General features: G+C 74.2%; 11 protein-coding genes. 2 read left to right on the top strand and 9 right to left on the bottom strand.

Annotated elements, in window-relative coordinates; all coding sequences use genetic code 11:
• The first annotated feature begins 71 nt into the window (after nucleotides 1–71).
• Nucleotides 72–689, top strand: coding sequence for a GTP cyclohydrolase I FolE (gene folE, locus ACH495_RS09495; protein ID WP_107159537.1), 618 nt, complete (start codon nucleotides 72–74; stop codon nucleotides 687–689).
• 63 nt (nucleotides 690–752) lie between these two features.
• Here folE and ACH495_RS09490 read toward each other — a convergent pair whose 3' ends face one another.
• Together ACH495_RS09490 and ACH495_RS09485 are read right to left on the bottom strand one after the other, a co-directional pair.
• Nucleotides 753–1454 carry a hypothetical protein gene (locus ACH495_RS09490; RefSeq protein ID WP_396857229.1) on the bottom strand — a complete coding sequence of 234 codons (702 nt, stop codon included), beginning with the start codon at nucleotides 1452–1454 and terminating at the stop codon, nucleotides 753–755.
• Nucleotides 1454–3979, bottom strand: coding sequence for an FtsK/SpoIIIE domain-containing protein (locus tag ACH495_RS09485; protein ID WP_396857228.1), 2526 nt, complete (start codon nucleotides 3977–3979; stop codon nucleotides 1454–1456). Before ACH495_RS09485 ends, ACH495_RS09490 begins: the two co-directional genes overlap by 1 nt.
• A gap of 214 nt (nucleotides 3980–4193) precedes the next feature.
• Here ACH495_RS09485 and ACH495_RS09480 point away from each other — a divergent pair, with 214 nt between their 5' ends.
• Nucleotides 4194–4751 carry a hypothetical protein gene (locus tag ACH495_RS09480; protein WP_396857345.1) on the top strand — a complete coding sequence of 186 codons (558 nt, stop codon included), beginning with the start codon at nucleotides 4194–4196 and terminating at the stop codon, nucleotides 4749–4751.
• 7 nt (nucleotides 4752–4758) lie between these two features.
• On the opposite strand, the gene ACH495_RS09475 is transcribed toward ACH495_RS09480, so the two are convergent.
• The 7 genes from ACH495_RS09475 to ACH495_RS09445 are packed head-to-tail and all read right to left on the bottom strand — an operon-like array spanning nucleotide 4759 to nucleotide 13166.
• Entirely contained in the window at nucleotides 4759–5358 is a 600-nt protein-coding gene (locus tag ACH495_RS09475) for a hypothetical protein (RefSeq protein WP_396857344.1), read from the bottom strand.
• Between the two features lie 11 nt (nucleotides 5359–5369).
• Entirely contained in the window at nucleotides 5370–6545 is a 1176-nt protein-coding gene (locus tag ACH495_RS09470) for a M23 family metallopeptidase (protein WP_396857227.1), read from the bottom strand.
• Nucleotides 6542–7093, bottom strand: a complete 552-nt coding sequence (locus ACH495_RS09465) for a hypothetical protein (protein WP_396857226.1) — start codon at nucleotides 7091–7093, stop codon at nucleotides 6542–6544. The genes ACH495_RS09470 and ACH495_RS09465 overlap by 4 nt, the downstream gene beginning before the upstream one ends.
• 6 nt (nucleotides 7094–7099) lie before the next feature.
• Nucleotides 7100–9043 carry an MFS transporter gene (locus tag ACH495_RS09460; RefSeq protein WP_396857225.1) on the bottom strand — a complete coding sequence of 648 codons (1944 nt, stop codon included), beginning with the start codon at nucleotides 9041–9043 and terminating at the stop codon, nucleotides 7100–7102.
• A gap of 1 nt (nucleotide 9044) precedes the next feature.
• Entirely contained in the window at nucleotides 9045–12425 is a 3381-nt protein-coding gene (locus tag ACH495_RS09455; protein WP_396857224.1) for an ATP-binding protein, read from the bottom strand.
• A 49-nt stretch (nucleotides 12426–12474) separates the two neighbouring features.
• Nucleotides 12475–12837 carry a hypothetical protein gene (locus ACH495_RS09450; RefSeq protein WP_089157613.1) on the bottom strand — a complete coding sequence of 121 codons (363 nt, stop codon included), beginning with the start codon at nucleotides 12835–12837 and terminating at the stop codon, nucleotides 12475–12477.
• Nucleotides 12838–12851: 14 nt separating this feature from the next.
• The gene (locus ACH495_RS09445; protein WP_091070155.1) at nucleotides 12852–13166 is read right to left on the bottom strand and encodes a hypothetical protein; all 315 of its coding nucleotides are present in this window, start codon (nucleotides 13164–13166) and stop codon (nucleotides 12852–12854) included.
• Nucleotides 13167–13500: the final 334 nt, after the last annotated feature.

Below are 13500 nucleotides of genomic sequence, written 5' to 3'. Positions count from 1 at the left end.
CGGCCGGCTCCCCTCATCGGGAGCCGGCCGTTTCCGCTACCGAGCCCGACGGGGACGACGCGCTCGACTACGTGGCCGCGCGCCTGATCAGCGGCAAGCTCACCGGCGGCCCGGTCGAGGACAGCGTCGACCTCGGCCGGATCGAGAAGGCGGTCCGGGAGATCCTCATCGCGGTCGGTGAGGACCCGGACCGGGACGGCCTCCAGCAGACGCCGGCCCGGGTCGCCCGCGCCTACGCCGAACTCTTCGCCGGCCTGCGCGTCGACCCGGCGCAGGTGCTCCGCACCACCTTCGAGGCCAACCACGAGGAGTTGGTGCTCGTCCGGGACATCGACGTGATGAGCCTGTGCGAGCACCACCTGCTGCCGTTCCGGGGCAGCGCGCACATCGGCTACATCCCCGGGCCGGACGGCCGCATCACCGGCCTCTCCAAGCTGGCCCGGCTGGTCGAGGTGTTCGCCCGCCGGCCGCAGGTGCAGGAGCGGCTCACGTCGCAGATCGCCGACCTGCTGATGTCCAGCCTCGCCCCGCGCGGCGTCATCGTGGTGCTCGAATGCGAGCACATGTGCATGGCGATGCGGGGCATCCAGAAGTCCGGCGCCAAGACCATCACCTCGGCGGTCCGGGGCGGCCTCCAGAACGACGCCAAGTCGCGGGCCGAGGCGATGGCACTGATCATGCACCGCTGACCCCGCCGGCACCGACGGCCGCGCCTCCCCTCGGGAGCGCGGCCGTGCCCGTCCCCGGGCCGGTCAGCCCGGCAGCATGGCCAGCAGCAGGCCGGCGGCGGTGAGCACGGCCGGGACCAGACAGACCAACGCGCCGAACCGGGGCGTCCGGTCCACCCGGTCGGTAGGTCGCGGGCGGAACACCCGCCCGACCGCCAGCCAGCCCAGCATGAACGCCACCGCCGGCAGCGGCAGCCCGACCAGCAGCGCCAGCACGGTCACCGGCCCCGGGCCGGTGACCGCGTAGAGGATGAGTTGCAGCAGCGGCACCACCAGCGCCAGCGGCCCGTACACCAGCAGGTTGCGCGGGCGGGCCGGCCACCGGGCCAGCCTTGGCAGCCCCCGCGCGGCGAGCGTGTCGTCAGCGGCGTCCGCCCAGCCGCCGGCCGCCCGCAGCGCCGCCAGCACGGCCGACGGCCCACCCGCCATCGACCGGGCCGCCTCGCTCACCTCCGGCGGCGTCGGGGCCAGCGAGATCGCCGGTACGCCCAGCTCACGAAGCCGGGACTGCTGCGCGGCCAGCCGCTCGCGGACCCCGGTCAGCTCCTCCCGGGCCGCCGTCACCGACCGGGCCTGCTCCCCGGCGGCGGTCGACGCCGCGCGGCGTACGCCGTCGAGCTGCCGCGCGGCTGCCACGTACTCCGCCCAGGCCGACTCGGTGGCGTCCACCGTCACCGTCGGATCACCCACCCGAGGCCCGGGCACCGCCGTCGGAGTCTCGCTCATCAGGCCGCCTCCCCGGCGCCGAACGGCACGAAGACCGTGCCCTGCTCCTCCGGGCCGTCCCAGAGCACCGCGCGACCGGGCCGCGGATGCCACCACACCGGCCGGTCGAAGAGCCGCTCCAGCCGCCCACCCGGCACGTCGGTGACCGCCACGGCGGTGAGCTTGTCCACCTCGCCCCCCGAACCCAGCAGCCCGGCCAGCGGAGCCGGCGTACGCCACCAGCCGAGCAGGTGCCGGCCGGCCGGGGGCCCCTCCAGCAGCAGCGTCCGCAGCAGCTCCGGCGGCAACTCGGCGGCGTCCGGCACGTCCAGGCCGAACACCACCAGGTAACCCGGCTCGTCCGCCTCGATGGCCGCCCGCAACCCGCCGGAGTCGACCGTCTCCACCCGGTGCCGCCCGGCCAGCTCGGCCGCGAGCACGCCGGCCGGCTCGGCCGACCCGTTCGCCAGCGGCGCCAGCACGAACCGCCCGGCGTCCGGGTGCGCCGCCGCCGCGCTGCGCACAGCGGTGACCAGCAGCCGCTCGGCCTCCTCGTCCCGACCCAGCACCGCCAGGTTCCGGCCCGCGGCCGGACCGAGCGGCACGGCCACGGTGGTGCGCCGCACGTCCACCGCGCGCCCCAGCAGCGCGGCCGGCGCGTGCACCCGACCGGCCAGCGCGGCCCGGTGCCGCGGGTCGTTGGCGAGCAGCGGGCGGGCATAGCCGGCGAACACCACCGGCGGGACCGCCGTCTCCGGCCGGGCCGACCACAGCCGCCGCCGCAGGTCGGTGAGGACGTCCGGATCCCCGTACGGGTCCGGGAAGCGGATCATCCGCTCGTGGCCCCGGGTCGCGCCGCGCGGGCCGCCGAGGCCGCCGGCCGTGTTCACCACCGCGCTGCCCACCGGCAGGCCGGCCGCCGAGTCGTTGGCCGGCTCCAGCACCGCCGAGCCGCCGGGCAGCGCCACCCGCACCGGGAACTGGCCGAGCAGCGGATCGCGCGGGCCACCGATGCCCAGGTCACCCTCGCCGGCCAGGACCAGGTGGATCCCGTACGAACGAGCGGCCCGGGCCAACGCGTCGAGCCGGGCCAGCAGGTCGGTGGCGAGCCGGTCCCGGTCGCGCAGCAGCAGCGGAAAGTTGTCGATCACGCAGACGATCCGGGGCAGCGGCTGATGCTGGCGCAACTCGGCGTAACGCTGCCCGCCCGCCCGCCGGGACGCCTCCTCGCGGCGACGCGCCTCCGCCTCCAGCTCACCGAACAGGTCCGCGACGTACTCCCGGTCGGCGGCCATCCCGGCGGCGCGGACCTGCGGCACCCAGGAACGGTCCCGCTCGGTCTGGAGGAACTCCACGAAGGACTCGCCGTCGCCCAGGTCGGCCAGGTAGAGCACCAGCTCGTCCGGACCGTAGCGGGTGGCCAACCCGAACAGCGCGTCGGTGAGGAACGCCGAGCGCCCGGCCTGCGACCGGCCACTCACCAGCCAGTGCGGGGTCAGCTCGGTGAACCCGAGGCTCACCGGGCGACCGGCCGCGTCACCGACAGTGGTGCTGAGCCCGTCGGCCGAGCCGGCGGTCCAGAGCCCGTCAGCCGGCAGCAGATCGGCCAGGGCCAGCCGCGACCCGTCCTCGATCTGCCGCGCCAACCGTCCGCACACCTCGGCGACCAGCTCGGCCGGCGGATCCTCGTCCAGGAACACCGGCGAGTTCAACCCGCCGGGTGCCTCGGCGCCCGGGCTGCTGAACCCGGCCGCCGGTGGGTCACCGACCAGCGCGTACGCGGTGCGCACCGCCAGCGGCGTGGCCCGGGGCAGCGGAGCCACGGCCGGCCAGCCGGCGACCACCAGGTGCAACCCGGCCCGGGGACCCCGTTCGGCCAGGTCGGTGAGCCGGTCCAGGTCGGCCGGGGTGGTGCCGTCGGGCAGCGCGGCCACCACGAGCAGCAGCGTACGGTCGTGTCCACGTTGCCGGGCGGTGCCGGCGGCCACCCACTGCTCCGCCTCGGCCAGCACCGCACGCAGCCCGGCCGGATCGGTGGCGGGCGGCGGCAGCAGGCCGGCGTCGGCGAGCGCCGCGTAACCGGCGAACGTCTCACCCGGCCCCGCGTCGACCACCCGGGCCAGCAGCGCGCCCGCCGGCGTCGCCGCGAAGAAACGCAGCAGCAGCGCCCGGAGCAGCCCTGCCACCCGCGGATCGGTGGCGTCGCCGTCGATGCTCAGGTGGCCGCTGCCGAACAGCGGCACCAGCGCCGGGAAGCGGACGTCGTCCAGCGGCGCGGCGCTGCCGACCCGGACCCGGGCCGGCGGACCGTCGCCGGGCGGCGTGGCCGGCGTCAGGTCCTCCAGCGCCGCGCCGGCCCAGCCGGGCGCCACCCGCTCGGCGGCCACGCGCAGGCGCTCGGCCAGCTCGTACTGCCGGTGATGGTCGGCGGGCGCGGGCCGGATCTCGTCGAGGATGCCGGCCGCCGCGGTCGCCGCGGCCTCGGCCCTGCGGTGCAACGCGGCGGCCCGGCCGGCACGCGCCTTCGGAGTCGCCACCGCGTCCACCTCTCTTCCCGAGGCCGACATCTTCCCCCCGAGCTGTGACGGTAACCCAGCCGGGAGCCGTCCACCGGGATGTCGGTCGGCGCGGTGAGCTGCGCGCCGGTGAGCAGCCTCACCCCCGCGCCGGGCGGCGTCCGTACGGCGGTTCGCCACGATCCGCCAGTTCTGAGGCATTGGGTACGCGGCGCGCAGCCGATAGCCTCAGGAGGTGGAATCAGTGCAGCCCCCCGCCGGTTCCCAGGTCTCCCGCGTACCGGCGCAGCGGACCCCGCCGGAGCAGTTGGCGCCCCCCGCGCCGGCTCCGGCTCCGGTCCGCGCCAAGCGCCCGCTGCGCACCGTGCTCGCGGTCGTCGCGGGGGTGGTGGCGTTGCTCTGCGCGGGCGGCGCGGTGGTCGGCTTCGTGCTGTACGACCGCGCGACAGCACCGGACCGCAGCGCCCCAGACGTGGTGGTCGACAACTACGTGCGGGCGCTTCTGGTAGACCGCAACGACACCAAGGCGGCGCAGTACACCTGCGACGGCCGGACCGACCTGAACGGCCTGCGGTCGCTCCGGGACGACCTCGTCGCCAGGGAGCGGCGGTTCGACACGAAGATTTCGGTGAGTTGGGGCCCGCTGACCGCCCGGGAGTCCGGCGACGTCGCGGCGGTCGAGGTCGAGCTCATCATCTCCGCTTCCGTCGACGGCATCTCGCAGACCGACCGGCAGGGCTGGCGGTTCGAGACGAGGCGGGGAGACGGCTGGGGCGTATGCACGGCCCAGCGCAGCAGTTGAGCCCGGCCTATTCCAGCCAGAGCAGGTGGACCGGCACCTCCAGGGTGGTGGGTGGCTGCCCTCGCCACGCCCAGCGGTACCACTCCAGCTCAGGTGCCACCCGGACGCAGATGTCGCCGTCCGCGCCGGAGTAGGTCTCGGTGACGGCCCGCAGGTCACGCCGCTCCGCGCCGTCGTCCACGTGCACCACGCGCCGCCCGGTCACCGCGTCGGCCTCGAAGACCGGGGTGGGCGGCCGGCGGGTGGGTGCGTCGAGCGACACCAGCCGGATGCCGGACTCGGTCGGCCCGACCGGCGGTCGTCGTCCGCCGACCGTCTCCACCCAGACGCGTTCCACCGGCACCAGCGGCGCGAACACCTCCACCTGCTCGGACTCGGCCCGGTACCACTCGTGTTCCGGGATGACCGGCACGTAGGTGCGGCTGCCCTGCACCACCCGCTCGTCGGCGCGTAGGTCACCGCGCCAGCCGAGGCCGGGCAGACCGACCAGCACCCGGCGACCGCGCAGCTCGGCTCCGCCGGTGGCGGGCACGACCTCGATCGGGCGGGGCGGCAGCGGGGCCCAGTCGGGGCGGTCCGCGAACGGGTCGGGCAGCGGGTTGCTCATCGGCGGTGAACTCATCCGGTCCCGGTGAGCGGCGCACCACGCTCGCGCATGAACGGCACCGGGTTCTCCGCACCGCGGCTGGACCGGTCGCTGTCGTGGTGCACCTCGAAGTGCAGGTGCGGGCCGGAGGAGTTGCCGCTGGTGCCGGAGAGCCCGATCACCTCACCGGCCGCGACCTCCTGCCCCGGACGCACCCGGGGTCGTTCGATCATGTGGCAGTAGCGGGTGATGAATCCCCCGGCGTGCAGGATGTCGACGAACCACCCGCAGCCACCCTTGTCCGGCCAGCCGTCCCGATCGCAGTCCCGCCGGCCGGAGTGGTCGGGGTCGCAGCGGGAGACCAGCACCCGGCCGGCCGAGGCGGCGTGGATCTCGGTGCGTTTCTCCGCGGCCAGGTCCACACCGTCGTGGCTCGGGCGGGCGTCGGTCCGGAAACCGGAGACCACGCCGCCGGGCAGCGGCGCGGTCCAGCCGGAGGCGGCGATCCGGGCCCCGGCGGCGGCGTCGCAGACGGCCTTCCCGGCGATCTCCACGGTCCGGGCCGCTCCGCCGGCGAGTGCGTCGACGATCCGTCCGGCCAGCTCCTCGTGCTTGGCATAGGCATCCGGGAATGCGCTGACCTGGACCCGCTGCGCCACCACGGACAGCGGCCGCTGCTGCCAGTTCGGCACCTTCACCATCTTCTGGTAGAACTTGCGCGCCGCATACGACGGCGTCATCCGCTGTTCGACGCTGCCCCAGCCGGGCCGCTGCTGGAACAGACCCACCGAGTCGTGGTCGGCGCCGACCCCCTCGTGCGGCAGCGCCAGCGACGCCGGCACGCGGCTGTTGGCCAGGTTGCGCAGCGCCGACTCCTGCATCGCGGTGGCCAACGCGATCACCCAGCCCCGGGCGGGCACCTTCATGTCCTGGCCGGTCTTGATGATGGCGGCAGCGTTGCGCAGTTGGCCGTCGCCGTACGCGGCGAAGCGCGGCATGTCCCCGGTCAGGTTGACCTGATAGGTGGGGTCGCAGGTCAGACTGGCGAGCTTCGGGTCCTCCCGGTCGCCGCCCAGTTCGGTGAGGAAGAAGGCGCCGGCGCCGCCCACGCAGCAGAGCAGGGCGAGCACCCCGGTCACCGCGGTGGCCAGCACGCCGACCCGCACCTTGCGGCGGACCTGCCCGACGGCGGCCGCCCCGGCGCTCACGACCGCTCCCAGTCGACCGCGTCCACCAGCCACGGTCCGTCCGGGGCGACCAGTTCGAGCCGGAGCGTGCCGTTGTCCAAGGGAATCGACGCCTCCACGAAGGACTCCGTACGGGGGCGGAGCGTCGGCGGACCGGTGGTCCGCCGGGCCGGCACGGTCTCCGGGTCGGCGCCGGCCATCTTCTCGACCAGCGCGGGGGTGGAGAGCGGACGCAGCCGGGCCTGCCAGGCCGCACCGGTGCTGCCCGGACCGGCCAGCCAGGCGGTGGTGAACCGCCCGGCCACCTGCTCGGGGGTGGGCTCACCCGGGCGGGTCCTCGGGGCGACCGCGGCCGGTGGGCTGGACAGCACCCCGTCCTCACCGGCCTCGGGATCCACGGTGCTGATCGGCTGGGTGGGGCGGACGGCGACGCCGACGCCCCCGTCGCCGGCTCCGGAGACCAGCCGGGCCGTGCCGATCACCCCGAAGACGAGAACGGCGATCACCAGCGCGATGCCGAGCCGGGACCGCAGGACCCGGCTGAAGAGGAACTCCAGCGCCCGTCGCATCGGAGGTCACCTGGCCTCGGAGCGGATCCGCGGCGCCGGCCGGGTGGCCGGTGCGGTCGCTCGGTCCGCCGAGTCGGGCCGGTAGACGGCGTAGGAGGGAACCTCCTCGGGCACGTCCGGCTCGGTCCAGGTGGACGGTGCGCGGCGCGGCCGGGGGGCAGTGGTGGGCCGTCCACCGGTGCGCTCGGGCGCGGGCGCCTCATCGGGCCGTTCCCGTCCGTCCGGCCGATCCCGCTCGACCGCTGTGGCGGCGTGCGCCGGATCCTCGTGCCGCGCCTCCGGTCGGAGACTGCGCTGGTCGGCCACGACGCCGCGACGCCTGCCGAACGCCGGCTCGTTGGTGCCGCCGGGCTCGGCCACGTCCAGCCGGGCGGCGACCCGCATGTCCCGGAAGAACCGCCGGTGCCACGAGCCGGCCGAGCTGACCGCCTCGCTGCTGTCCTTGCCGCCGAGTTGGGTGATCCGCCGGTACGGTCGCAGCAACAGCCAGCCCACCACCCCGCAGAGCCAGACCAGCACCACCTGGAGCCAGCCGGGCAGCGTGGCGGTATTCATGATCAGGTCGACGGCGAAGAGGTAGATGGCGGCGCCGGTGCCGAAGATGGCGATGTTGAACACGGCGGCGACCACCGCGTTCGCCAGCCGGCGGAGCCCGGCGCTGGCCGGGCGCATCAGCCCGACCGTGCCGAGGATGGGCGCGGCGATCACCGCCCAGCGGAAGATCAGGAAGCCGAGCAGCACCAGCACCGACGCGGTGAGGTCGAACATGGCGAAGAGCAGCGAGGCCAGTACCGCGATGAAGCCGGCACCGATCCGGTCCATGTCCTTGGTGCCCTGGAGGTACTCGTACGCCTCCGGATCCTCCGACTTGATCTGCTCGGCGACCCGCGCCCACTGCTGCTGCTTGGCCTTGATGGTGCCTTCGCGGGTTGCCGGGTTCTGGCGGAGTTTCTCCGCCTCCTCCCAGGTCAGTGACTTGGCGTCGTAGAGTGCCTGGCCGTACTTCTTGGCGGTCTCGCTGTCCGCGGAGCCGAGCACGCCGCGCAGCCAGTTGCGGTACAGCATGGTCTCGGTCGCGGTGTCGCTGGCCCGTACGGCGGGCGGACGCTTGTCGACACAGGCGTCCGGGTTGGGCAGCACGCACTTACCCGGCGGGATGTCCTTGGTGGACGGGCCGACGGCGTCGTGGACCACGCCCAGGGTGGTTATCAGGGTGCTGTCGGCGATGTTGGCGGACTTCACCGGCCAGGCGGCCAGCGCGGTCACCGCCACCATCACCAGGATCGCCCAACCGGCTGTGGTCATCGCGTTGCTCATGTCCGACTGGCGGGAGCGCCAGAGCAGGTAGAGACCGACCACGCAGATGGTGATGATGCCGAAGACGCTGAACACCTTCTGGTAGACGGCCTTGGTGGCCTGCTCCACCAGCGGGTCCGCCCAGCGCCACATGGTCCGCGGGTCCCACGCGCGCTCACGCAACGCGTTCGACGCGCCGATCACCGCGTTCGCGAACATGAACTCGCCGTTCGCCACCATGGTGGTGAAGCGGTAGTCCGGGTGGAGCACGGACGAGGCGCAGCCGCCGTCCACGTCGTACGTGGTGTAGCTGTACCCGGCGTACCCGTAGTCGCTGTAGAGGCCCTTGGGGCCGGGCTGCTTGGCGGAGTCGGGCCGGGCCGCGAACCAGCCGGCGAGGCCGGAGTCCGGCGCGCCGGGCACCGGCGCGTTGCGGCACTCGACCTGGTCCTCGCTGACCGCCTTGAGCTTGCCCACGCAGGCCCGGAAGTCGGCCTGCCACTCCTTGGTGCTGCACAGCTCGGCCCGCGCCTGGGCGACCGGGCCGGCCGCGTACGCGGGTGTGGCCCCGATCAGCGGCCAGGAGATCGTGGCCCCGGCGAGTACGCCTAGAGCGATGAGGAGCGCCGTGATCCGTGCCCGGGCCCTCGCCATGTCACGCCTCCAGATCAGCCAGCACGGTCGGCAGTTGGCCGGCGGCCTGGGCGACCGCGGCGGGGGTGGTGTCCAGGTGCTTCAGCAGCCCGTCGACGTACGACACGTCGACCCGGACCTTCTGCACGCGCCCGTCGACGTCGCGCATGACGAACTCACGGAACCCGAGCCGGTTGGCCGAACCGCTGTCCGCCTGGGAGAGCGAGGCGAGGGTGGCCTCGTAGCCGTCGTCGACCGGCACCCGGAGCAGCCGCAGTGCCTCGGAGGCGATCTCGCTGTCCTCGGCGATCCGGCCGACGAAGACGGTGGAGACGAGGTTCTGCACGTCGAGGCCGAGGATGTCCTTCGGGTTCTGCGAGGCGACCAGCGCGGCCAGGTTCCACTTCCGGGAGTCCCGGGCGAGCCGGACCAGGAACGAGCGTCCGGAGCGCCAGCCCTCCATGAAGTGCGCCTCGTCCAGGCCGACCAGCTTCCGGGAGGCCATCGACCCGCCGTAGCAGCGGCGGACCGCCAGCCGGTGCGCGGTGTGCAGCATCGGCAGGGCCAGGGCCTCCTCGGCCGACCAGTACTCCCGCTCGATCTTGAGGTCGGGCAGCCGGAGGCCGGCCATGGTGATCACGGTGAGCGCGGCGTCGGCGCCGAGCAGCCCCTCCGGCGGCCGGCCGAAGAAGAGCATGGCCAGCGGCATCTCGGCGGTGTCGAGCAGCAGGTTCGCCAGTTCGCGGCCGGCGTCGTCGTCGAGCCCCTGGAGGCAGGCGACCACGTCGTCCAGGGTGGAGGTCTCCTCGGCCGGCACCTGGCGTACGGCGTGCCGGAACAGCGTGGCGGTGGACGCCTCCCGGGCCACCTGCGGCGGCACCAGCATCATGCAGATGTCCTGCACCAGCATCCGGCGCTCGGCGCGGGCGTTGGAGACGGCGATCTCGAACTCCCGGTCGCCGGCCGCCCCGGTGCCGAACTCGCTGCGCAGCGGCGTGGGGATCAGCGCGTACGGGGCCAGGGTGCCCTGTTCCGAGCCGGTCAGGTTGAGCACCCGCGAGTAGGGCGCCAGCTCGGGCATGGCGCAGAGCCGGGCCAGCGGGCCGGACGGGTCGAGCAGCGTCACCTGCACGCCGCGTCGTGCGGCCAGGTAGCCGAGCGCGCCGAGCAGCGTGGACTTGCCGCCGCCCGGCTCGGCGACGAAGACGGCGAGCCCGGAGCGCTCGCGTACCTCCATCGGGAAGTGCAGGTCGAGGAAGACCGGGCGGCGGCAGGTGCCGGCGGTCCGGCCGATCAGGTCGCCGCGCCGGTCGCCGACGGTGGACGCGGCCTGGGGCAGCGCGGCGGCGAGCAGTTGGACCGGCATCCGCCGGACGTATCCGGTGTTGGCGATCGGCTCGCCGGGGATGAACTCGCGGGCCAGCCAGTCCTGGTTCTTCGGGTGCTGGAGCGAGATCCGCAGCTCGCGGGAGTAGAGCTGGATGAGCCGGCGGGCCCGTTCCAGGCACTCCTCCCGGGTACGACCGCCGACCGCGATCCGGTGCCAGCCGTGCGCGCGGGCCGAGTCGACCGGCAGCCCGGTGGTCATCTCGTCACCGATCACCAGCGCCCGCTTGGCCAGCCGTTCCAGCTCGGGCGGGGCGTCGATGCCGTGCTCGGCGTAGTCGAGCTGCTGGGAGCGGATCATCCGGAGCCGGTGTTCGAGGTTCCGGAAGGAGTCGTTGGGGCCGAGCAGGTCGACCCGGGTGGAGAGTTCCATCGGCCACGGCAGCCGCTCGTGGAAGTGCAGCCAGGGCTCGTGCCGCTCGGGGATCTCCAGCGGTTCCATCCGGCCGACCGCGAGCACGGCCACGTGCCGTTCCTCGCCGGTCATCCGGTTGACCAGCTTCACCGTGGAGCCGTACGGGGTGCGGTAGCGCTCGACCTGCTCGGTGAGGGCCAGCAGGTCGCCGCGTTCCCACCGGCCGTTGGTGATCGGGGAGAGCACGCCGGGCGGCGCCATGCAGAGCGCCACCGAGCGGTAGAGCAGCCACTCCAGCTCGGGCGCGGTGACCCGGCGGCCGCGCATGCCGAACGCGCCGAGCACCTCGTCGAACTGCTCGACGGTGCGGCCCAGCCGGCGCCGTTCGCCGTCGGCGGTGCCCCGGCCGAACGTGCGCAGCAGGCGCTCGGTGAGCGAGTCGCCGAGCGACCGGCGGGCGAAGGTGACGCCGAGGTAGGTCTGGCCCTCGGCGTGGTTGACGGACATGAGGTGCCGCTGGGCGGCGACCAGGTGGTCGGCCCAGCCGGCGGTGCCGGCCACGTCGGGCAGCGGGGTGGCGGTGTGCGCGTCGATGGTGCGGGCCCACTCGTCGGCCGGGAAGGGCCGGGTGGTGCGGCGCAGGTGCAGCCGGAACCCGGCCAGGCCGGCGTACTGCTCGGAGATCGCCGAGAGGAGCGCCTCGCGTTCCGCGTCCGGGCGGAACGCCCAGCGCACCTCGGGCAGCCAGTACCAGGCGGTGACCGTGTTGGGGGTGAAGGTGAGGTGACCGGCGATCTCGGTGATGGCCAGCTCGACCGCCGGGTCCCGGTCACCGAACTTGATCTTCGGGGCGCGGACCCGGACCGGCTTGGCGGGCTTGTTCCGGCGCTCGGCCGAGCGCTGCCGGGGCGGCGTGACCTCGCGGTGCGCCGGCCGCCCGACCTCCCGGGACGGTGCGGCCAGCGCCGTGGGGGCGTCCACCGGTTCGAGGTCCGGCTCGCGCCGGTGGGCGGGACCGCGCGCCTCGACGGGCGGCGGCGGGGCGAGCGGCTCGGGGGTCGGCTCCGGTTCGGTGGTGGGCCGGAGGGCGGGCAGCCGGTCCCCGGCCTGGAGCGGCACCCGGTTACGGGCCGCCGGTGGCGGGTCGAGCGCGGGTGGCTCGACGGGCGCGGGGAGCACGGGCTCCGGGCGGGGGCGCCCGACCGCGCGTACGCCGGGGGTGTGTTCCCGGGCCGGCGGCTCGGGCTGGACCGGCGGCGCCGGCTCGACCGGCACGGCCGGCTGGTGCGGGATCGGCAGCGCGTCCCGGCCGACCCCGCGGCGGGGCGGCGCGACGACCGGCTCGATCGGCGGCGCCGGCGGGGTGGGCCCGGCGGCCGGGCGGCGGACCCGGGGTTGTGCGCCGCCGAACAGGTCGAGGAAGGGCGAGTCGATGTCGCCGTCGGGGCGGACCGGCTCCCGCGGGTCGGCGCCGCGCGCGGCGAGCGGGCGGGGCGGCTGGAACACGCCGACCCGGCCGTGGCCGGGGCTGGTGACGAGCGCCGGGTCGAGCACGACCTCGTCCAGGTCCTCGTCCGGTGGGTAGTCGAACGATCGCGCACGGTTACCGGGCGTGCCGGCCGGGCGCCCGGCCGGGGAACCCGGCGTGGAAGAGCGACTCATGCGACCGCCTCACCCGCGTCGTTCGTCTGCACCGTCGGCCTGCGCCCGGTCATGCCAGTTCCTCCCGGATCCTGATCCGGCTCGCGACGAGGCGCGGGTCGCGCAGCTCGGCGGCCGGCTCCCGGGTGCGTCGCCAGTCGGTCAGCGCGGTCCGGATGACCATGCGCGCCGGCCGGTCCGGGTCGACGTACCGGAAGATGAACGAGGTCGTCACGATGGCCAGCGAGATCTCCCACGCGGGGAAGAGCTCGACCTGGAGCGTGAACAACCAGTGGATGAACACGTAGAGGGGTACGAGCAGCATGAACAGGCCGTACTGGGCGTACGGCAGATGGACGGGCAGGGTGTAGCCGGGCGGCCCCAGGTAGACGAGGCGAGCCCGGTAGATGTCGTCGTCGGTGCGCAGCCGCATCGTCGCCCAACGCCCTACTCGAAGATGAGGTTGATCAGGTAGTCGCCGACGAAGAAGAGTGTGGCCGCGCCGGCGATGAAGGCCAGCCCGATGATGGCGATGGCGGAGCTGGTCAGCACCTTGGAGATCTCACCCCGGCTGGCCCGGCCGATGAAGATCACGCCGAGCACGGCGAGCAGGATCGGCGCGACCTTGCTGGCGAAGAATGTGACGACGTTGTCGGTGTCGATGCCCTTCGGAGCCGGCTCGGCGAGTGGAGTCGACGCCAGGGTGTGGAGCGCGTGGTCGACGGCGGTGGACGCCGTTGCCATGAGCTCGATGGCGATCACTGGAAACCTCCCCAAAGGTCGCGGCCGGCGGCGCCGCGATGGTGCAGTTAGGACAAGCCTGGCGGGATGGTGCTCGATCGGAACAGCGCCGTCGACGCTGAGTCCGTCACCCACCACGCTCAGTGGTGAGCTTTGGGCGGATTGTTCCCGCTTCGGCCCTCCCTCCGGGCTTCGCCATCTCGATGCTGGGCAATTCCAAAGCGTACGGGCCGGCCACCTTTGCGACAAGCCGCGAAGAGTGGGCCCGCTTCGACCCGGACGACCGATCGTACACCTGTTCCAATGTGCACGTCAGGGGCACCGCGTCCGGGTCGCGCCCGGTCGCCGGAAGCCC

The sequence above is a fragment of the Micromonospora sp. NPDC018662 genome (assembly GCF_044391475.1).
Classification (GTDB): Bacteria; Actinomycetota; Actinomycetes; order Mycobacteriales; family Micromonosporaceae; genus Micromonospora.
The sequence above is the reverse complement of the archived record's forward strand: the minus strand, read 5'-3'. Positions and strand labels throughout refer to the sequence as shown.

Bases quoted from the DNA above. Each gene is read 5' to 3' on its own strand.
- ACH495_RS09455 (WP_396857224.1), bottom strand. From the start codon at position 12,425: ATGAGTCGCTCTTCCACGCCGGGTTCCCCGGCCGGGCGCCCGGCCGGC.
- ACH495_RS09490 (WP_396857229.1), bottom strand. From the start codon at position 1,454: ATGAGCGAGACTCCGACGGCGGTGCCCGGGCCTCGGGTGGGTGATCCG.
- ACH495_RS09460 (WP_396857225.1), bottom strand. From the start codon at position 9,043: ATGGCGAGGGCCCGGGCACGGATCACGGCGCTCCTCATCGCTCTAGGC.
- ACH495_RS09450 (WP_089157613.1), bottom strand. From the start codon at position 12,837: ATGCGGCTGCGCACCGACGACGACATCTACCGGGCTCGCCTCGTCTAC.
- ACH495_RS09475 (WP_396857344.1), bottom strand. From the start codon at position 5,358: ATGAGCAACCCGCTGCCCGACCCGTTCGCGGACCGCCCCGACTGGGCC.
- ACH495_RS09465 (WP_396857226.1), bottom strand. From the start codon at position 7,093: ATGCGACGGGCGCTGGAGTTCCTCTTCAGCCGGGTCCTGCGGTCCCGG.